At 44.6% G+C, this 21,109-nt stretch carries 16 protein-coding genes and 2 pseudogenes; 9 read left to right on the forward strand and 9 right to left on the reverse strand.

Annotated elements, in window-relative coordinates; genetic code table 11:
• Positions 1-123: 123 nt before the first annotated feature.
• Positions 124-711, reverse strand: coding sequence for a hypothetical protein (locus ACWJAO_RS03935; protein WP_449139323.1), 588 nt, complete (start codon positions 709-711; stop codon positions 124-126).
• Between the two features lie 208 nt (positions 712-919).
• Positions 920-1,930, reverse strand: coding sequence for a helix-turn-helix transcriptional regulator (locus ACWJAO_RS03940; protein ID WP_449139324.1), 1,011 nt, complete (start codon positions 1,928-1,930; stop codon positions 920-922).
• 525 nt (positions 1,931-2,455) lie between these two features.
• On the opposite strand from ACWJAO_RS03940, the gene ACWJAO_RS03945 reads away from it, so the two are divergent.
• The 3 genes and pseudogenes from ACWJAO_RS03945 to ACWJAO_RS03955 form a co-directional block, all read left to right on the forward strand.
• Positions 2,456-2,767 (forward strand): HigA family addiction module antitoxin, encoded by a 312-nt coding sequence (locus ACWJAO_RS03945; RefSeq protein WP_449139325.1) that lies wholly within the window; start codon positions 2,456-2,458, stop codon positions 2,765-2,767.
• Positions 2,768-2,781: 14 nt separating this feature from the next.
• A complete protein-coding gene (locus ACWJAO_RS03950) occupies positions 2,782-3,291 on the forward strand; it encodes a gamma carbonic anhydrase family protein (protein ID WP_089544874.1) in 510 nt (169 codons plus the stop codon).
• Positions 3,292-3,386: 95 nt separating this feature from the next.
• A pseudogene (locus ACWJAO_RS03955) lies at positions 3,387-3,560 on the forward strand (putative sulfate exporter family transporter); the annotation flags it as partial.
• A 258-nt stretch (positions 3,561-3,818) separates the two neighbouring features.
• Here ACWJAO_RS03955 and ACWJAO_RS03960 read toward each other — a convergent pair.
• Complete coding sequence (locus ACWJAO_RS03960) at positions 3,819-4,046, reverse strand: hypothetical protein (protein WP_449139326.1); 228 nt, start codon at positions 4,044-4,046, stop codon at positions 3,819-3,821.
• A 240-nt stretch (positions 4,047-4,286) separates the two neighbouring features.
• On the reverse strand, positions 4,287-5,525 hold the full coding sequence (locus ACWJAO_RS03965) for a DUF4421 family protein (protein ID WP_449139327.1): 1,239 nt from the start codon (positions 5,523-5,525) through the stop codon (positions 4,287-4,289).
• Positions 5,526-7,042: 1,517 nt separating this feature from the next.
• Here ACWJAO_RS03965 and ACWJAO_RS03970 point away from each other — a divergent pair.
• The 3 genes from ACWJAO_RS03970 to ACWJAO_RS03980 all read left to right on the forward strand — a co-directional run bounded on the left by ACWJAO_RS03970 (position 7,043) and on the right by ACWJAO_RS03980 (position 12,590).
• Positions 7,043-8,182 carry an MFS transporter gene (locus ACWJAO_RS03970; RefSeq protein WP_449139328.1) on the forward strand — a complete coding sequence of 380 codons (1,140 nt, stop codon included), beginning with the start codon at positions 7,043-7,045 and terminating at the stop codon, positions 8,180-8,182.
• 63 nt (positions 8,183-8,245) lie between these two features.
• Positions 8,246-10,387 (forward strand): M3 family metallopeptidase, encoded by a 2,142-nt coding sequence (locus tag ACWJAO_RS03975; protein WP_449139329.1) that lies wholly within the window; start codon positions 8,246-8,248, stop codon positions 10,385-10,387.
• Between the two features lie 16 nt (positions 10,388-10,403).
• A complete protein-coding gene (locus ACWJAO_RS03980; RefSeq protein ID WP_449139330.1) occupies positions 10,404-12,590 on the forward strand; it encodes a C10 family peptidase in 2,187 nt (728 codons plus the stop codon).
• Between the two features lie 54 nt (positions 12,591-12,644).
• Here ACWJAO_RS03980 and ACWJAO_RS03985 read toward each other — a convergent pair whose 3' ends face one another.
• The 5 genes and pseudogenes from ACWJAO_RS03985 to ACWJAO_RS04005 all read right to left on the reverse strand — a co-directional run bounded on the left by ACWJAO_RS03985 (position 12,645) and on the right by ACWJAO_RS04005 (position 17,842).
• The gene (locus ACWJAO_RS03985) at positions 12,645-13,187 is read right to left on the reverse strand and encodes a DUF255 domain-containing protein (RefSeq protein ID WP_449139331.1); all 543 of its coding nucleotides are present in this window, start codon (positions 13,185-13,187) and stop codon (positions 12,645-12,647) included.
• A 42-nt stretch (positions 13,188-13,229) separates the two neighbouring features.
• Positions 13,230-14,360 carry an ATP-binding protein gene (locus ACWJAO_RS03990; protein ID WP_449139332.1) on the reverse strand — a complete coding sequence of 377 codons (1,131 nt, stop codon included), beginning with the start codon at positions 14,358-14,360 and terminating at the stop codon, positions 13,230-13,232.
• Between the two features lie 644 nt (positions 14,361-15,004).
• A pseudogene (locus ACWJAO_RS03995) lies at positions 15,005-16,141 on the reverse strand (MBOAT family O-acyltransferase); the annotation flags it as partial.
• A gap of 37 nt (positions 16,142-16,178) precedes the next feature.
• On the reverse strand, positions 16,179-17,123 hold the full coding sequence (locus tag ACWJAO_RS04000; RefSeq protein WP_449139333.1) for a hypothetical protein: 945 nt from the start codon (positions 17,121-17,123) through the stop codon (positions 16,179-16,181).
• 53 nt (positions 17,124-17,176) lie between these two features.
• Positions 17,177-17,842, reverse strand: coding sequence for a SprT-like domain-containing protein (locus tag ACWJAO_RS04005; RefSeq protein ID WP_449139334.1), 666 nt, complete (start codon positions 17,840-17,842; stop codon positions 17,177-17,179).
• A 137-nt stretch (positions 17,843-17,979) separates the two neighbouring features.
• Between ACWJAO_RS04005 and potA the strand changes: the two genes are divergently transcribed.
• Genes potA through ACWJAO_RS04020 form a run of 3 tightly spaced genes read left to right on the forward strand, consistent with a single transcriptional unit; the run spans position 17,980 to position 21,038 of the window.
• Complete coding sequence (gene potA / locus ACWJAO_RS04010; protein ID WP_449139335.1) at positions 17,980-19,383, forward strand: polyamine ABC transporter ATP-binding protein; 1,404 nt, start codon at positions 17,980-17,982, stop codon at positions 19,381-19,383.
• Positions 19,384-19,434: 51 nt separating this feature from the next.
• A complete protein-coding gene (locus ACWJAO_RS04015) occupies positions 19,435-20,220 on the forward strand; it encodes an ABC transporter permease (protein ID WP_256624553.1) in 786 nt (261 codons plus the stop codon).
• A 23-nt stretch (positions 20,221-20,243) separates the two neighbouring features.
• Positions 20,244-21,038, forward strand: coding sequence for an ABC transporter permease (locus ACWJAO_RS04020; RefSeq protein ID WP_449139336.1), 795 nt, complete (start codon positions 20,244-20,246; stop codon positions 21,036-21,038).
• The last annotated feature ends 71 nt before the right edge of the window (positions 21,039-21,109 follow it).

Below are 21,109 nucleotides of genomic sequence, written 5' to 3' on the forward strand. Positions count from 1 at the left end.
TCCATTAGCTTGTGCTGATGGAGGGCTAAATTGCGTATTCTTGTCTCAAAATTAGAAAAATGATGCCGCCGTGCAAAGGTACAACATTTTTTTGAGATATGCAATACGGCGTTGAGCGGATACTTACATTGTATAAACAGTAGCTAAAGATGCAATATTATAAGTACCAAAAGAAGACAATACCCCTAAGACTTTCAAGCGATCATCTATCACGTTCTTTGAAGCTTTTGATAGGGACAAAGATTCTGCATAGATAGCAGATAAAACTACAGGCAAAGATATTCTGAGAGCTGGCGAAGTCGTAAATCTAACTTCCAACTCTTCCACAACATCCTTAGCAGAGCTTGCTGCCAAATTATAATTATTTTTAAAAAAAACAGGTTTCTTTAATGCCAGTTGCCTTAAGCAAGCAAGAAGTATAGCATCCTCATAATCCACGAAACTATTGCTATGCATATTACTGATTTTCAGTATATCTGCAACATGCTTCAAATAGACATAATAATCTATATTCTTACCATCCACCGATAAAGCTTTTATTATTTCTGCCTTACCGACTTTTCTTTCCATTCGCTTCCATTCTCCATCAGTCAAATCGATAGAGATTCTCTTTTTGTCATCGATAAAAAGAACTTCCTTTAAAAGGTTCAACTGTTCAGAAGTACATGCGTCGAGGAAATCCCAGCCTTTATTACTTTTTTGCTTTTTCATAATCATTCTTTTTTTTGTTCTAAATTGCACATTACCTAAAAGATAAAGCTAAACTCAAAGTTTATTCCACCTTAGAATGCACTTTCGAGTGCAAAGATATGACTATTTTCCATAATGAACAAACATTTTTTCTATTATACTAGTGCCGCACTAATAAACTTACTATTTCGTCCATTTATGTTGAGTATCGCTGTCGCAAAGCCTCTATTCACTTTTTAACTTGCTCTCTCACATCAGAAGGAGAAACAACCTCTATGTCATCCCCATACAGCAACATACGACCATAAAATTCTTTATTTGGTACAATATCTATAGATAGCATTCCATATTCTTCGCCATCATGATTTCCAAAAGCTAAAACTTCATGTTGCGATTCATGAAAACGCTTGCTGACAAACAATCCATGCTTATAAAGAGAATGCGTTTTAAGCGTTATATGTACCACATCAGTCCATTCTTGATGAGAAACTCCTATTATTTGATTCCAATACTTATATTCACCTTCCTTTATTGGAACATAATCCACCCCATCAACTATACAATAACTATAGATTCTGTCTACGGAATACTTTCCATAATTACCATCTTCATTCACTCCCAAGATGAACCATCTACCATTATACTCTTTCAAGAGATGAGGATGGAATATCAACTCTGTTCTATCACCATAGCGTTCCGCATAAGAAATTTTTAAAACTTGCCTTTTCTTTATTGCTTCATATAAATTTGGTAAATATTCTAAATGTGTTAAAGAACGATCTAAACCTACACAAACCAGAGGTTTTCTTTTACGTTCCTTCAATTTTTGTAAGTTCAACGTATCTTTAAAAAAATAATCTAGCCAAGCTTCAGGGAAAAAACCACCTGAATCTTGACAAAACTCCCAATAACGCTTTACATCCTTTATCATTCGATAATTGGTGTTGCCTAGAGGATCAGGCCCTTCTCCTACATAATGAAAAACACGATTTCGAGTTCCTCCTTCCATAACAACACAATCATTTCCTTCTACCAACTTTAGCAAATCTATAACTACAATAAAAGCCTTCTTCAACACATTATAATCAGAGTAAGCAGAGACTGTACAATTTTTCTGCCTATCAGATAAAGCTTCAAGTGTTTCACTTTTAGCCAGCACTCTATCGTAATTCACTAATTCATGAGTCATTAACTCATTATAAACTAGCTTTTCATAATATGCTTGTTTGGATTCATTCATACTCATTCTAGATTAATTTGTCAGTTTCTCTGCATCATAGCGACTTCAAGCGAGGACTTTCACCTGCCCTGTCACTAATACAATGGCAAATTTAGTAAAAATCTGATGAACCACCAAACTTTTAACAAGAAATCTTATGGATTCCTCTTATATTTCACATTTCAGAGCCCCCACTCCCTCCTTCTTCCTGCATCCATACCTTATTAAATATAGAGTTATTGTCTATTCTGCGGCAAAAGTACAATCCGGTTGCGACAAAAACTGACATAGGAGAAGAAAAGATGAAGAAGGAAGATCAATCCCTTAAAAAAGACTAAAATATTCGCAAAAATAGCGAATACTTATAATTCAGTATTACCTTTGCATAAAATAAGCTGCACCTCAGCATAACAATCAAGCAAGCTTGTTGTTCTGCGTTCGGTTTGCATTATTTTTGCATAAGAAAAGCTGCACTCGGCAGTTTGAAAGCAAGCTTTCATTGCGCTCGTTTGCATTATTTTTGCAACCAACAAAACATATAGGATTATGAAAACGACATTGGATGGTTTTTACCCAACTCACCCTGGTGAGGTCTTGAAAGATGAATTAGAAGAGCGTGGCATTTCGCAGAGAAAATTTGCGGAAAGCATTGGTATGGGATATTCCGTACTTAACGAAATTCTGAATGGCAAACGTCCTGTTACCACAACTTCAGCTCTGATGTTTGAGGCTGCATTGGATATTCCTGCCGATTCTCTCCTGAAACTGCAGATGAAATACAATATGCATACTGCCCGGAAAGATAATGCTTTGGTTGAAAAGCTCAAACAGATTCGCAGAGTTGCAGCCATACTATAATATATATATTCAATATGGCTATTATAAAAACTGTAGAGGGAAAGACTCCCCGATGGGGAAAGAATTGTTTTATCGCTGAGAATGCCGTGCTGACCGGCGATTGTATTCTTGGCGATGACTGCAGCATCTGGTATAGTGCGGTTTTGCGCTCTGATGTGGATGCAATCAGATGTGGAAACAGAGTGAATGTGCAGGATTGCGCATGCATTCATCAAACAGGTACGATGCCTTGCATTCTGGAGGATGATGTATCGGTGGGACATGGTGCCATCGTTCACGGAGCCACAGTTAGAAAAGGCGCCCTCATCGGTATGAATGCCACCGTACTGGATAAGGCTGATATCGGCGAAGGGGCCATCATTGCTGCAGGTGCTGTAGTTACCCATGGTACCAAGGTTCCTGCACATGAGATTTGGGCGGGTATTCCTGCCAGGAAGGTGAAGGCTTGCGCCCCCGGACAAGCCGAGGAGTTTGCCAAGCATTATTCCGGATATATCAAGGACTGGTATCTGAAGGAAGATTGATAGTTATCACGAGCCTTACCAAACAGAAGAGGAACTGTTGGAACAGAAATAATTGTATAACGATATTAAAATACACTCTATGCCGACTGCGTAACAACCAACTGGACACCTTCCTCCTGACCATGGCAATGGCAGTTCTGGGAGCCGAGACTAGCTTTGACAAGTTAAAAAAAGCAGGCTTCAAACCTTTCCTTCTGGCAGCCATTTTTTATTGCAGACTCATCGGAGATGGATATTGTCTAGTGAAGTTTTCTATTCCTTATTTATAGGATAGCTGATTGATGAAAATATTATAAATTATAATTGCATAAAAAGGCATAAAGGGTTGCAATCCATCTTTCCGAGGATTGCAACCCTTTTTTCTGAAAACTTTAGAACAACCTATGCTTTCCCGTTAAAGCATTTACTATCCATGATTTTATAACTCCTTCACCCATTTCTGTCCTGCTTTGGTCTTCATCATCCACAGCAAAAACAAGGCTGCACAAACTGCGACACCGCCCAAAATTATAATTAATCCTTCCATATTATTTATGTTTTAAAATATAGTACCCAATAACAGCCAATAAAACTGTCGAAATAACACCAACACCTAACAAGATAGCATAAGGCAAAGCCTCCTCCATTCCTGTTATTAAGGCAACAGAGCCACCTATCACCATTGCGGTGAAAGTAGTTTTTGCCAAATCAAAGAAAAACTTACCAACAGTTTCTCTTATCGATTTTTCCCTTTCCCGATCGTCTCTAGCTGTCATAATCAAAAACTAATTTTTATGAATGCAAATGTAGTAAAAATCTAGCTCTTTTCCAAACTTTTTGCAGAAAATCATTCCGTTTACCAAAAAATTCTTCTGTTTTACGATAATTGAAAGAATAGACTTGGCTACTTGACTACCTTTATACGTCCAAAACGATGTCAGAAAAATCATCATGATAGTAACTTGAAATATGGTCTGATACTACTCAGCACTCCATAAGCATGAGTAGTTATGCTCCTAGAACCGGAATCCGAAGAACATTCTTACTCGCCATTTGTTTCTCTTCACCTGCAGGTGATCCTCATCTCCTGCTACAGAGAAATTATAAACCGCAGTGGCACCGGCAAACTTGTTGCGCCAAGAATAGACGGCTGCACCTCTACCGGTAATGATAGCAGACGGGTAATGATATTTCATGCTGTTACGAACGGTTGGAACCTCTGTATCACTACTCTCCTCCTCTACTTCTGCCCTCATCTTGGTATAGTCATGCGAATACACCGTAATGGTTGGCAAGGCCGACAGATGGAACAGCAGATGAGAGGATGGAACGAGGTTATATCCATAGCCTGCACCGAGTGCAAAATCGTTAAGGCGGATGGTCATACCCTTCACCTTCGTCTTGGAACCATCAAAACTGGCGCCTATCATCCAACTTCCGGCGCTTCGCTTCTGTATGTAGCTCTGGCTGAAGGCTGCCGGAAAAGAGAACTTGCGGTAGTTGAAGGCATAATAGAAATTGAGATTCAGAGCCTTCTGCGAGATTTCTCCCTTATGGACATCTATCTCGTTGGAACCCACTTTCTGATGACCATGGAATGTCTTGGACGAGAGATAGACCACATCAAAGCCATAGCGGTTGCTGTAGGAGTTGAGGTTGAACTCAAAGTCCTGGTTCTTGCCAGCCAGCTTGGCTGGGTTCACAGCCAAACCAAGCCCCAAGCCACGATAAGCCACAGCCACGGAGAGGGTTCCACGGCAGTCGGCCATCACCTTGGTATGGGTTTCCGTTCCATCCATCTTCGCCGTAGTTTCCAAATCGGCTCCCGAAAGATTACCTCTCAGTTTGATGGTCCATCGGGCATGAGGACGGGAGATGTAGGTGGTATCATACTTTATCTTGTAATAATTGGCAGCCAACAGGGAATCTCCTCTGAACAATTGGCGGTCGTATAGGCTCAATCGTCTTTGAATCTTAGCATAATGCTTCATGAACCTTTGCTTTTTCTTCTCACTCATCTTGCTTTTACCCAATTCTGCCATGAGAAGAGAGTCGCCCCATTGGAGCATACGTCCCCTATCGGCAGACTGTCGCAACTGGAGTCGGAGGCTATCTGCCATCATCAGCAGTTCCTTCAGCTTCTTTCGAGATTTCCTGTTCTGTCCGTTCTGGGCGATGGCAGGAGCATGCACTCCCATAGAAAATACCACCACAAGAAATGATGCTTTCAACATCACCATTGACCCAGTTTTCATTTTTCGTCTATTCATCTTATTTATCTTTCTTTCCTATTCCGATACAAAAGTACTGCAAAACTTCGAAACAGAAAAGGAAAAAGTAAAAAAAATAAGAAATGAGGAAAGAAAAGATCAAAAGAATTGATTTTTCTTAGAACTTTAAAAGAAGATAAAAATCAGCATCCGAAACCGCGGTTTCGGAAATACACAAAACATCAAAACAAATAAAAAAACTTAAATCAGCAAACAAACAAGCTGATATTCAAGCATTTTTATTATCTTTGCATTCGAAACCGCCATTTCCCGAAACAGCGGTTTCGAAATATTCACCCCAAAAAGAGGCTCCAAAAATATATCAATATGAAGTTCATTGGAAGACCAAAAAATCGCTACATAAAACAAAAAATGCAGACGCATTTCTGTATATAAACTTACCGCACAACAGGTGGATGACGAGCGCACAACAGCTGATGGACATTCGCACAACAGCTGATATGCAAGCGCACAACAGCTGTTGTGCGGTTCACGATAGTATATTTCCCAACGACAGATGTTATATCTTCCAACAACTTATCCTATATCTTCCAACAACTTATGCCGGTTCTTCCAGCACCCCTTCCCATATCTATCAACACCCCAATCCACTTTCGAGAACAAACGGAAGCACATCTATATAGAACAGCAAAGGCTTGAGAATGGAAAACATGTATATAGAAAGGATGAAGGCGCCTATATTTACCGGCACACAAAACGTACTGAAATAGTGCCCGCGAACATGAGCACGGATGACCATGAACATGGGTACGGATGACCATGAACATGGGTATGAATGACCAAAACGATGGGTACGGATAACCGAGAGCATGGGTACTTATGCCCAACTACCTTGGGCATAAGTACCCAAGGCGTTGGGCAAAGTTGGGCAAAACGTTGCGTTGACTTTTCCTGTGTGGTTTAACGATTTTAGTTGACCACTTTTAGTTTTATTTGTAAGACGAGTTGACTCAGTTAATACTTATTTATAATTCACGTTGACTTTCCTGAAACTTTTTATCTTTATGAACTGGAAAGGTAGACACACTCTGTTATTTTATGCTGAAAAACTAGACTTTTTTATCTCTTTTTGCTGATTTTCTCTCCTTTTTTATATTTTTCCTCCGATAATCTCTTACTTTTTCTCCAATAATCTCATGTTTTGCTTTAAAAATCCAGCGTTTTTCGCTGAAAAATCCCGGTTTTTAGCCCTAGCGTGGCAATAAGTGACAATAGGTGACAATAAAAAAAGCCCTTATTGTCAAACTTAAATCAATAGTTATCAGATGGTTATCTTGAAGTGTGGCAATAGTGACATTAAATCAGAGAAAAAAATGCCCCACACATTCTGTTAATCTTTACTATATTCCTGCGAGAAAACTTGCAGGATAAAGGGAATATGAGTAACTTTGCACACAGATTTCTGAAACTATTGTCTCACAAAGACATAATATGAGAGAGAAACTATTTTTTTAGGATAATATTGACATCAATAAGAACAAATGAAAAAAGGACTATTTGCACTCGCTTTGGGTACATTCACCCTTGGCATGACTGAGTTTATCATCGAGGGCATCATTACCGATGTTGCCCACAACATGAACGTATCCATTCCTGAGGCAGGACACCTCATTTCCATCTATGCGCTGGGCGTCTGCGCCGGAGCCTTCTCACTGATACTCATGCACAAGTATCGTCCCAAGAAGATATTGATGTTTCTGGCTTCCATCATCACCATAGGAGCCATCATCGCATCCGTAGCCCCAACTTACTGGCTGTTGCTCTGCGCCCGATTCATTCAGGGTTTGCCTCATGGTGCCTACTTCGGAACGGCTACCATCGTGGCTGTGAAGATGGCAAAGGAGGGAAAGGGAACCAAGGCGGTGGCAATGATGTGCGCAGGAATGCCGGTAGCCAATCTGGTGGGCGTACCTATCGGCACCTTCCTGAGTCATGCGTTCAGCTGGCGAGTACCTTTTGTCAGCTGCATATTGCTCGGTATCATGACGATGTATATGATTCACAGATGGGTTCCGGACGTGGCAGCGTTGCCGAATAAGGGAATGAAGGCACAGTTCCACTTTCTCCGCAACAAGGCTCCCTGGCTCATCATCGCAGCCACCTTCCTGGGCAATGGCGGCATTCTCTGCTGGTTCAGCTATATCTCTCCTCTGCTTCAGATGGAAGGCGGATTCAGCGCAGCCAGCATCTCCCTGCTGATGATTCTTGCAGGCGGCGGAATGGTAGTAGGCAACCAGGTGAGTGCCTTACTTGCCGACCGTTTCAAGCCGGGCCGCTTTACCTGTTATCTCCAATTTCTGGCGGCTGCATCGTTATTGCTCACCTTCTTCCTCGCTTCTTTCGGCTGGATATCAGTAGTGCTGATGTTCATCTGCTGCGTCTGTCTTTTCGGCATCGGTTCGCCAGAGCAGTTCCTCATCGTGAAGCACGCCAAGGGTGGCGAAATGCTGGGCGGATGCTGCATTCAGGGTGCCTTCAACCTGGGCAATGCCGTGGGTGCTTTCCTGGGTGGCATTCCTGTTGCGATGGGATTGGGATACAACTTTCCTGCCCTTATCGGTGTGCCGATGGCATTGGCAGGAGCCATCTGCTTGCTGGTTTTCCATAAGAAATATGAATAAAAATGCGATAATCCGAAATAAATGATTATCTTTGCAGAAGATTTCAAAACAAAACAAAGAAACATGATGAAACTTAACAAGACTTTCCTTACCCTGGGTCTGGCAGCAACACTCCTGCAGATGCCAGCCTCATCGTTCGCACAGACTGCGGGCGGTAACCGTCAGAATCCTCTTTTAACAAAGAGCAGTCTTCCATTCGGTGCTCCTGACTTCAGCAAGATTCAGGAGAGCGACTACCTGCCAGCCATCGAAGCGGCTATCAGGGAGCAGCGTGCCAACATCCAGAAGATAGTAAACAATAAGAAGAAGCCTAACTTCCAGAACACCATCCTCGCTTATGAGGAGAGCGGTGCGCTGCTCGAGAAAGTGACTAACATCTTCTTTGGTCTCACCAGCGCCCACAAGACTCCGGGCATCGCCGAAACCGAGAAGAAGGCTACCCCATTGCTGACCGAGCTCGATAATGAGATTTCGTTCAACAAGAAACTCTTCGAGCGCATCAAGTATGTTTACGATAATGAATATAAGAAACTCAAGGGCGAAGACAAGCGCCTTACTGAGGTTATCTATAAGAGTTTTGTACGTTCAGGTGCCCTCCTTTCTGCCGAGAAGATGGAGCGCATGAAGCAGATCAACTCCCGCATCTCAGAGTTGCAGCAGGAGTGGGGCAATCTTCTTCCTGCCGCTACCAACAACGCCGTAGTTTGGGTGAACAGCAAGGAAGAGCTCGCTGGATTGAGCGATGCAGACATTGCACAATGCAAGAAAGATGCAGAGAGCCGCGGAGGCAAGGCGCCTTACTGCATCGTCATCATCAACACCACCCAACAGCCTATCCTCACCAATCTCCAGAACCGCGAACTGCGCAAGAAGGTGTATATGGCAAGCATCCACCGTGCCGATGGAACCAACCCAGATTTCAACACCTTCCCTATCGTAACCGAGATTGCCAAGTTGCGTGCAGAGAAGGGCAAACTGATGGGATATGCCAGCTATGCCGACTATTCGCTCGAAAAGACGATGGCTAAGAACAGCAAGAATGTGGATGATTTCCTGAAGCAGCTCATCAAGGAATATGCTCCTAAGGCTGATGCTGAGACCAAGGCGATAGAAGCGTATGCCCAGAAGACTGAGGGCAAGGACTTCAAACTGCAGCCATACGACCGCTTCTATTATTCTGCGAAGATGAAGAAGGAGATGCTCAACATTACCGATGATGAGATTAAGCCATACTTCAACATCGACAGCGTACAGGTGAATGGTGTGTTCTATGCCGCTCATCGTGTTTACGGACTGAACTTCAAGCAGCGCAAGGATATTCCTACCTATCACCCAGACATGAAGGTATTCGAGGTGAGCGATAAGAACGGCAAGCCAATTGCCCTCTTCTACAGCGATTACTTCCGCCGTCCTACCAAGCGTGGCGGTGCATGGATGAGCGCCTTTGCCAAGCAGAGCAAGCAGCGCGGCCAGTTGCCTATTATATATAATGTATGCAACAACGCTAAGGCACCAGAGGGGCAGCCATCTCTCATCACATGGGATGAGGTTACTACCCTGTTCCATGAGTTCGGTCATGCGCTTCACGGAATTCTTTCCGACTGCAAGTACAATACTCTTTCAGGAACAGCCGTTGCCCGCGATTTCGTAGAGATGCCATCCCAGTTTAACGAATCGTTTGCATCTATTCCTGAGATATTCGACCATTACGCCCGTCATACCGAGACCGGTGCAGCGATGCCAGCCGATCTGAAAGAGCGCATGCTGAAGAGCATCAGTTTCCAGACCGCCTATTCACTGGGCGAGAATCTGGCTGCCACTTGTCTTGACCTTGCCTGGCACAAGATTAGCGAAGAAGAGGTGCCTTCACCTTATATGGCAGGTGCCTTCGAGAAGGAAGAGCTCCACAACATCGGTTTGCTCAACACCCAGATTCCTCCTCGCTACAGCACATCATACTTCAACCATGTATGGGGTGGCGGTTATGCAGCAGGCTATTACAGCTATCTCTGGACAGAGGTGCTGGCTGTGAACATCGCCGACTACTTTGCAAAGCATGGAGCCTTGGATCCTGCCGTCGGTCAGGCATTCCGCGATAAGATTCTGAGCCGTGGCAACACCAAGGACCAGATGGAAATGTTTACCGACTTTACAGGTATGGAGAAGCCTGATGCTTCCGGATTCCTGAAAGCAAGAGGTTTGTAATATATAAAATTACGATATGAAACAGAGCAACTTTCATTCTATGAAGTTGAAGATAAAGCGTACGGCACTACTGACAGTAGGCCTTACGCTTTTTCAGATTCTGGCATGGGCAGGACCTCGCAGTTTCCAACAGGCGCAAGTCATTGCCGAGCGCCAGGCTGCCCTGCAAGGCATCGTAATGGACCAGCAGCAGGTAAGCAAGGCAAGAAAGCAATATCAGCTGAATGGTAGCAGTTCTTCAGAGAGCGCTACCAGCTATTATGTTTTTGACAACGGAGCCGACAAGGGATTCACTATCGTTTCGGGTGATGATGAACTGCCGGAGATTGTGGGCTATTCGGCTCATGGCAACTCAGAGAATCTTATGAAGACTGAAGGATGTGCAGCATTTCTGAAAGCATATCAGAAGTTTGTTGCAGCCTTCACCCAGGGTGATACAAAAGCCAGAAAGATTCTGGCTGAGCAGAGAGCGCTGAAGGCTGATGGCCGTTATCAGCAATCAAAGATAGCGCCGCTCTTGGGAGATATTGCCTGGAACCAGCTGACACCTTATAATAAGATGTGTCCTAAATATAGAGGTTCTAAGGTGAGTGCTACAGGATGCGTAGCTACAGCTATGGCACAGGTGATGATGTATTATCAGTATCCTAAAGAACTGAAGGCTACCATTCCTGCTTATACCACCACAACCAATAAGCTCAAGGTAAAAGCCATCAGTAAGGGTGAGAAATATGATTGGGACAATATGCTCCCGACCTACACACAAGGGGAATATAATACCACTCAAGCCAATGCAGTAGCCAAACTGATGTTCCATTGCGGAGCGGCAGTACGGATGGATTACGGAGATTCTTCGGGTGCATGGGTACTCCCTGAAGATATGTCAACCTATTTCGGATATGATGCCGACCTCTTGCAGGAGGTTTACCGCTCATTCTATACGCTGGCAGAATGGAAGGAGATTCTCGACCGTGAGTTAGAGGCTAAGCGTCCTATCCTCTATGGCGGTGCTTCTTCTGATGATAGTGGCCACCAGTTTGTATGCGATGGTTCTGATGGAGAAGGTCTCTATCACATCAACTGGGGTTGGTCAGGCGACAGCGACGGTTATTTCGACATCACCCTCCTCGACCCTTCTGTCCGTGGAACAGGTGCCGGAGAATCGGCTAACGGATATAACCGCGACTGCTCTATCATCATCGGTATTGCGCCGGATAACGGAATCAAGGATGAGCCGCTGGTAAAAGATCATTCTCTTTACGCTGATGCCTATGAAGATTACAGAAAATGTAACATCACCAAGGGCGAGCGCAAGAATGCATCAGAGAAATTCTCGTTAACGGTTACACCCGTGTTTTCCAATCCTACCTATAATAAATTCGAAGGCTTAGCTGCTCTTGGTATCAGAAATGATGACGGATCGTATAAGCCAATCACGCAGAGCGAGAAAATAACCATGAATGCGATGGATCCAGAGGAAGGATATGAAGTCAACTATATTAATTTCAACCTCAACTATGCCTTCCCTGTCGGCACCACCGTTCTTTACGAAATCTACAGTACTGATAATGGTAAGAACTGGGATGTATGTGCCTATATGGAGAACGTTGTTCCGTTCGAACTGGAAGCTACTTCCACATCGCTTACGCTGAATGGCAACAAGCTTTCGGCAGACTTAAAGAGCAACGAGGCAATCCGGCTTAAAATGGACAATTCGTTTGATATTACCATCAGGAATGACAGCAAGCGCGAATATCTCGGTCTGATAAACGTTTACACCAGCAAAACCAGCACAAAGCCTACCTTTAAAGAAGGCTCAAGCAGCGCTGAGGAATATATGTGTGTACCGGCAGGTGAGTCTACAACCCGCACCATTACATTAAAGCAGACAGCAAATGAAATGTATGTTTGGGTAACCGACCGTGATGGTGAAATCTTATTGGACGGAGTGAAGTTTAAGGTTGGTCAGATTGGTGCCGGCGAGAGTACAGGCATCAGTCAGGTAACCGCCCAGAACAACATCCGCATCAGTACTGCTGCAGGTGTACTCACGATTGTTTCGTCAGAATCCAAGTTGATTCCTGTTTACAGTATCGGCGGCCAGTTTATCACCAAGGTATCCGTTTCAGCCAATATTCCTGCCCAGGTTAACCTGCGTCCAGGTATCTATATCGTAGACGGCAGAAAGGTAGCTGTCAAATAAATATTTCTACAAATAAGAAAGAGGGTGTGCCATAAGTTAATGACACACCTTTTTTTATCCTTTTACTGCCTGAGGAGTCCAGCTCTTCAGGAATCTGAGCACTTTTTCTTCATTATATCCCTTACCTTCTTCCAGGAAACTGGAATCCTGGATATGGAGAACCTTTCCTGTTTCATCGAGAACCACAAAGACCGGGAAGCCGAAACGCTGAGGATTGTTCAGGCGTTTCATCAGCTGCTCAGCCTTCTTTACAGCTGCATCACCGGCAGATTTTCTGCGGTTATAGTTCACATGAATATACTCGAAATGATCATTCACCATCTTGTTGACCGCAGCATTCTTCTCTACAAAATCAGCAAACTTCAAGCACCATGGGCACCAGTTACCGCCTACCTGACAGATAACAAACTTGCCATTCTTCTTGGCTTTAGCCAAAGCCTCATCAATCTGAGCCATCGGATCGATGCTTTCATTATACACCTTCTTGAGAGCAGTCTGCATCTGAGCAGGTTTCAATGCTCCAGCCTGGTCGAGCGATGTCTGTGCTCTACCGATGACAGCCGTCATCAGGAGCATAAAGAATAATACTTTCTTCATACAATTTTTCTGTTTTGTCTGTTACTTCATATATATATTAATCTATAAATTCACCAAACTTTCAGAGAAGCCCTGTCTTACCTCCTCGTTCGGGAAACTGAGTCGATAAAGACGACGGTGCTTGTCATACTCCTTGATGGTGAGATAACCGCTCTGATAGAGCACAGGTATCGGATCTGTTATTTTATCTGTAGGCGCATCAAACCGACTGTCCTTCACCCAAAGTTTGTTGAGGCGCAACATATCCACACCATTATTCTGCAACAACTCTATCAAGAATGTAGGTGTACCCGACGAGAACCAATAACTATTAAAGTCCTTGTCGTCCAATGCATTGATTATGCTATAAGGATTGAAGATATCGGGACTGTTAGGGCTGAAATGATAACCATCGTAATGTTCCTTGAGCTGTTCCACGGTTTCTTCGAAATTCAAGCCATTATGCTCAGCCATCTCCTCGATACCCTCCTTAAAATCAGTAAGCAACTGCTCTTTGGTGATTCCACAGATGTCGCTAAATTCATCCTTCATGCTAATAATTTTCAAGTTGTTCAACTCGCTAAAAATACTCAGTTGACTGAACTTAGAAACACCCGTAATAAGGACGAAACGCAAGTTGCTCTCCAGTTTTTTGAGCGGACTAAAGAAATCGCGCATAATATTGCGAATATTTTTTTGCAACTCATCGTTTCCCATAGAATCATGCATAGGGGCATCATATTCATCAATAAGAACAACTACTTGTTTACCTGTCTGACGAACTGCTTGTTCAATGATATGAGTCAACCTGTTACTATTCGATTCTTCCGTATTCGTTTTCAAACCATACAATTCCTCATAAGGAGCCAGCAAAGTATTCAATGCTCTTTTGAGCATACCGACATCAAAGTATTTGCTTTGGCTCATATCAAAATGAATCACAGGATATTCTATCCATTCCTTTTCCAAGTTTTCGATAGCGAGTCCTGTGAATAAGTCTTTTTTACCCTCAAAGTAAGCCTGGAGGGTAGATACAAATAAAGACTTTCCGAATCGTCGTGGACGACTCAGAAAATGGAACTTGGCATAGTGAGCCAACCGATAAACGATGTCTGTCTTATCAGCATAGAAATAGTTTCCCTTCACAATTTCAGAAAAAGTCTGTATTCCAAGTGGGTATCTTTTTGTTGCCATCAATCTTACCTTTTAATTGTCCTTACTCTTGACATCTTGCGATAATCACTGCAAATATAAGGATATTTTCAGAAAACGCCAAAGAAAAAGAAAGAAAACAAACGGAAACTCAAACTTTTAGCGTATTTATCAGATGAGCAGGACAGATTTTCCGAAAAACATCGTAATTATACACGTTGTTTTTAAAAGGAACAGCCGTCATCGCCTTCCCTTTCGAAACGATGACGGCAAATGTATTGAGAAGCCTTATCATCGGTTCTTTTCGGGATTTAAATGAACCCTCGAAACTAGAACTGATAATAGATGAATGGTTGCACACTCTCCTGGGAAACCTCCACCACCATCTGCAGACAGATGATGAAGAGCAGCAGTTTAGCCACCCAAGGCAGAAGGATGAACCGCGCCTGAAGACGGTGATACTGACGCTCGGTAAAGAGATAACTCAGCATGACACCGATGATGCAAAGCGTCCAGGCAGGACGGGCATGGAAGAAAGGCACCAGATAATCGATGCTGAAATCATTTGCCACCTTATCATACATCTTCCCCAGCACACCCAAATCCTTGGCACGGAAGAACGACCATGCAAAGCATATATATAAATAGGTGATGAGCCAGCTGAGGGAATTGCCCACCAGCGTACGGGGAATGCTAATGCCCAACTGACGGCTGAAGAACTTATGCACCACAAGTCCGAAACCATGAAGAGCACCCCAGATGACGAACATCCAGGAAGAGCCATGCCATAAGCCTGCCACCAGCATGGTGAGGAAGTTGTTGAAATACATGCGCACCTTTCCCTTCCGGTTTCCACCCAGCGGAATATACACATAATCGCGGAACCAGAAGGAAAGCGAGATGTGCCAGCGACGCCAGAACTCGGTAACCGAGAGCGAGCGGTAAGGGAAATAGAAGTTATCGGGCAGATAGAAGCCCAAGATGGCTGCCACACCGATACTCATATCGCTGTATCCCGAGAAATCGAGGAAGATCTGGACAGGATAGCCGACGAGCGCTGCCAGATTCTCGAAACCCGAGAAGGTTTGCGGTGCATCAAACACCCAGTTGTTGAACTGTGCTATATAATCGCTCAGCATATTCTTCTTGACCAGTCCCAGCATGATGAGGAAGAGTCCCGTCCACAGCATTCTGCTGGAAGCCTGCTCGTTTCGTTTCAGTCTGGGAATCAAGTTGGCGGCACGGGTGATAGGACCCGCCATCAGCAGCGGAAAGAAGGTAAGATAGAAGCAATACTCCAGGAGCGTTACCTCCATGTCAAACTTGCGCTTATAGGTATCTACCGCATAGCTGATAGCCTGGAAGGTATAGAACGAGATACCAACAGGCAGAGCGATAGACTGCAGTGAGAAGTTGGTGCTGAACATCTCGTTGACTACATCGCCAATGATGAAATTGGTATATTTGAAATAGCACAGCAGAGCCAGGTCTACAAGCACCACGAAGGTGAGCAGCGCCTTGCGTGCCTTTCCCTCATGCAATCTCATTTCCTGGGTTACGGCATAATTGATGCAAGCCGTAAGCGGCAGCATCCACATCACCATTCCGTTCACCTTATAGGCAAAGAAAAGGCTGAAGCAGATGACATACATCATCATGGCTGTGCGCGAATAGCTCTTGAGCAGGGTATAAATGGCAAGAAAGAAGATGAAGAGCAGCGCAAACGGAATGCTGCCCATCATCAGCGGAGAATCTGCCTGATAAACAAACAGCCGCTCTATCCAATGCCACAAGGCACTTATTTCGAATGTTGAATAATTCATTTGTCTTTTCTGAAGATATTATTTATAGAACTCTTCCTTATATGGAGTCTTTATGGTTTACATGTTTTACCGATGGAACTGTCTTGTCAGCAGCAGCCGGAGCCGCTTTTCCTGCAGTTTCAGGTTTCTTGGTTGCAGCAGGACTTTCTGTGGTCTCAGGCAAAGTTCCTTCAACAGGCAGAGAAAGAGAATCCTTCTTTACAGCCGTACTGTCAGCCCTGTGTTTTGTTCCAGGAGGCAAGATGGTTATCTGTCTGTATCTGCGGTCACGCTTATCCGGCATTTCCAATCGGAACGGATGCACACAATGTCCGCTATTCATCCACTCAACAATCTTATCCATCCACATGGCAGATGAAGCCATGGTTGGGTGGCGACCGTCTTTCTGGCGTTCGAAGGTGAGTTTATAGCTAGGATAATAGCCTCGTGGTCCCATAATCTCACGCAGAAGTTTGTTGTACCCCTTATCCTCACACCAGTTTGGCGGACCGATCCATATCGTCGGTATATTACCAATCTTGCTCAGGATGGCACGGATGCGTTTTTCACATCCCTTCATATCAGCCGTATACAGTTCGTTGCTGCCCAGACATACAAAGACATGGGTAGGTTTGATACGTTGGATATAATGCTGCAAGATATCGGTAGCAGCCCAGTTTCTGGTGCCCGAACTCACCCAGGTAATACAGGTGAGTTTGTGACCGTTCTTGTTGGCATAGTCAGCCAGTCGCAGACCAAGATATTCCGACATCGAGTCACCGAAGATCAGCACTCGCTGCGCCGCCGTATCCACGGGTTCCTTTATCATGCTGTCAGCCTTTTCCTCTTCAGCAAGCTCTGCCTCACTCTTACCGGTCAGCGCATCCATTGCAATCTGTTTCAGCGGAATGTTTTCAGCCACTTGCTCTGGAATGAAGGCATAAGCCAGCAGTCCTCCAATGGCTATCGCCAGCAGGGCTATCATTTTCCAGGTTTCTTTCATTTTATATCAATAATGAGTTTTGGTTATTCTTTCTCTTATACATTCGCCCGACATTACAGCTGAAAGGGAGTGAGCACATTGAGCAACTTTCCGAAATCGGCCTTCGAGATGCGCCTTCCTCTCAAACTGCGCACCTGCGGATAGTCTTCGAAATAGTTCTCCATCGTAGTATACCACTGATGGGAAACCACTTCCCTGACCGTCTTCAGCTGATTATCGATGCGACGGGCAAAACTCGGATTCACTCTCGAGAGATAATGTCTTCCATCATTCATCTTGATGGCAAGCATCAGATAGATCTGCGGTCCCTTCTTCTCTTTCCTGCTTTTTACGGTTTCGCTTACCTTCCAGCCCTTGGTGGATGTCGATACTCTGATATCCCAGCCATACTGGCTGTTGAGTTTATCCATCAGTCCCTTGAACACGACACCATGTGCCGAGGTATCTTTCAGTCCAGTATAACCGATGATATAATGTATCATCTCGTGGAGCAAGACACTCTTAGCCTGCTTGTCGGTCATATCATAATAAGTAGACATGGAGAGTTTGAAATCGTAGAGTTTGGTGCGTCCCCATCTGGAGGCCCGCTTATAGGCAAGTTGCCCCAAACGAGTCTTGGCATGAGTAAGTCCGAGTTCAGGAACAGGCAGCTTTCCCCCGAAATATTCCTGGTCGAACCGTCTGAACCACTCCTCCATCCATTCTATTGTAACATTCATGTATGTATATTTATTCAATAATTATTCAGTTCTGTATATCAGATACTACAAAACGTTTGCAAAGATACAACTTTTTCTTTGTTTCTTTCAATATTTATCGAAAAATGCGTAACTTTGCACGCAAATTTACAACAAAAATGAACAAGACAGCACAACATATCATAGATATCAAGAATGTGTCGAAAAGATTTGGCGAGAAAACGGCCCTCAACAACATCAATCTATATGTAAGAAAGGGCGAATTTATGACCATTCTGGGTCCTTCGGGATGCGGAAAAACGACATTATTGAGACTTTTGGCAGGTTTTGAAACCGCCAGCGAAGGCATCATCACCATCGCCGGCAACGATATTACTAACCTTCCTCCTTACAAGCGAAATGTGAACACGGTATTCCAGAAATACGCCCTGTTCCCTCATCTCAACGTTTACGACAATATCGCCTTCGGTCTGAAACTCAAGAACACACCGAAGGAAGAGATTTTGCCGAAGGTGAAACGTGCCCTGAAGATGGTGAACATGAGCGACTATGAATACCGTGATGTCAACTCGCTTTCGGGCGGTCAGCAGCAGCGTATCGCCATCGCCCGTGCCATCGTCAACGAACCGGAAGTTCTTCTCCTGGATGAACCGCTTGCAGCACTCGACCTCAAGATGCGTAAAGACATGCAGCTGGAGTTGAAGCAGATGCACGAGCGCCTGGGCATTACCTTCGTATACGTTACCCACGACCAGGAAGAAGCCCTCACCCTGAGCAATACCATCGTGGTGATGAGCGAGGGAGAGATACAGCAGATAGGTACACCTACTGATATCTACAACGAACCAGCCAATGCTTTCGTTGCTGACTTTATCGGTGAGAGTAATATCCTCTGCGGAACGATGGTCCACGACTGTCTGGTGAATGTGGCAGGTACCGAACTGCCTTGTGTAGACAAGGGCTTCGGCTGCAACCAGGAAGTGGATGTCGTGATACGTCCTGAAGATATCGAAATTTCCACCGATACCGACCATGCCCAGTTTGTAGGCAAGATAACCTCTTCCATCTTCAAGGGAGTACACTACGAGATGCTGGCAGAAACCGAGAAGGGCAACGAATTCCTCATCCAGAACTACAAGCATTTCGAGGTAGGTCAGACGATAGGAATGAGCGTGATACCCGACAATATCCACATCATGAAGAAGGAGCGCATCACCAACACCTTCGATGCAAAGGTAAACGGCGACGGAACGATAGAATTCCTGGGCTGTGAATACCAGATGGAGATTCCGGCAGAAATGAAGGACAAGATCCAGACCGATGAAAACGGAAACCAAACCATCCGGGTGAACGTGCCTTTCAACAAGATAGAACTCTTCGATAATGAGAGCGAAGGAACCTTTACAGGCGACATCAGCTTCATTCTCTACAAGGGCGACCACTATCATCTCACCATCGATACCGACTGGGGCGAGAAGCTCTATGTAGATACACAGGATGTATGGGATTTGGGCGACCATGTGGCTATCACCATTCCTCAGGAGAATATTTCGTTTGAATGAGTCGGAATAAGAAAAAACGGAAATTATTAATTATTAATTATCAATTATAAATTGAACATTATCAAGTTTATCTCTTCGCGACAAAGCTGGTCGATACCTTACGCCATCTTTGCAGCGATATTTGTGGTACTGCCATTGCTTCTCATCGTAGTATTCGCATTTACCGATGAGAACGGAGCCCTGACGCTCTACAACTTCCAGAAGTTCCTGGCACACCCCGAAGCCATCAACACCTTTGTGTATTCGATAGGCATCGCCTTTCTCAATACCCTGCTCTGCATTCTGCTGGGCTATCCGGCAGCCTATATTCTGACACAAACCAAGATGAAGTATGCCAACACCATCGTCATGCTCTTCATCCTGCCGATGTGGGTAAACATCCTGGTGCGCACACTTGCCACCGTGGCCCTCTTCGATTTTGCCGACCTTCCACTGGGCGAAGGCGCCCTCCTGTTCGGTATGGTCTACAACTTCATCCCATTCATGATTTACCCTATCTACAACACCCTGCAGAAGATGGACCGCAGCTATATCGAGGCAGCCGAAGACCTGGGAGCATCGCCTTGGCAGCAGTTCTTCAAGGTCATCCTGCCCCTCTCCATGCCGGGCGTAGCGAGTGGCATCCTGATGGTATTCATGCCAACCATCTCTACCTTCGCTATCTCCGAACTGCTGACGATGAACAACATCAAGCTCTTCGGTACCACCATCCAGGAGAACATCAACAATTCGATGTGGAACTACGGTGCAGCCCTCTCGCTCATCATGCTCTTCCTCATCGGTGCATCTACCCTCATCGCAGGTGATGGAAGCAAACAGGAAGGAGGTATCAGATGATGCAGTCATTATTCAGTAAGGATATGATGAAGAAAGTATTCTGTCAGGGCTATCTCTGGTTGCTCCTGCTGCTACTCTACTCCCCAATCTTCATCATCGTCATCTTCTCGTTTACCGAAGCGAAGGTGATGGGCAACTGGACGGGGTTCTCGCTGCAGCTCTACAAGAATCTCTTTGCAGAAGGAACCCACCATTCGCTCACTGCGGCACTGATCAATACCGTAACCATCGCCCTGATTACCGCAACCGTATCCACGCTCTTCGGAACCCTGACAGCCATCGGCATCTACAACCTGCGCAACCGCTATGCACGTAATGCCATCCAGTTTGTCAACAACATTCCGATACTCAACGGCGACATCATCATCGGTATCTCGCTCTTCCTGCTCTTCATCACGCTGGGCATTCCGCAGGGCTATACTACCGTGGTACTCTCGCATATCACCTTCTGTCTGCCATACGTTATCCTGAGTGTGATGCCAAGACTGAAGCAGATGAATCCGAACCTCTATGAGGCGGCACTCGACCTGGGTGCCTCTCCGATGCAGGCACTCCGCAAGGTCATCATCCCAGAGATATTGCCGGGTATGATTTCCGGTTTCATGCTTGCCATTACGATGAGTATCGATGACTTTGCCGTCACCATCTTCACGATAGGTAACGAAGGTCTGGAAACCCTCTCCACATTCATCTATGCCGATGCCAGAAAGGGAGGACTGACCCCAGAACTTCGTCCGCTGAGTACCATCATCTTCGTACTGGTACTGGTGATGCTGATTATCATCAACAAACGTTCTGAGAAAAATAAGAAGAAATGAGAATGAAGAACAAGATATTATTAGGAGTTAAAGGAGTTAAGACAATAGCTTTTCTTTTCCTGACCCTGCTG

The sequence above is a fragment of the Segatella sp. genome, from assembly GCF_977051555.1.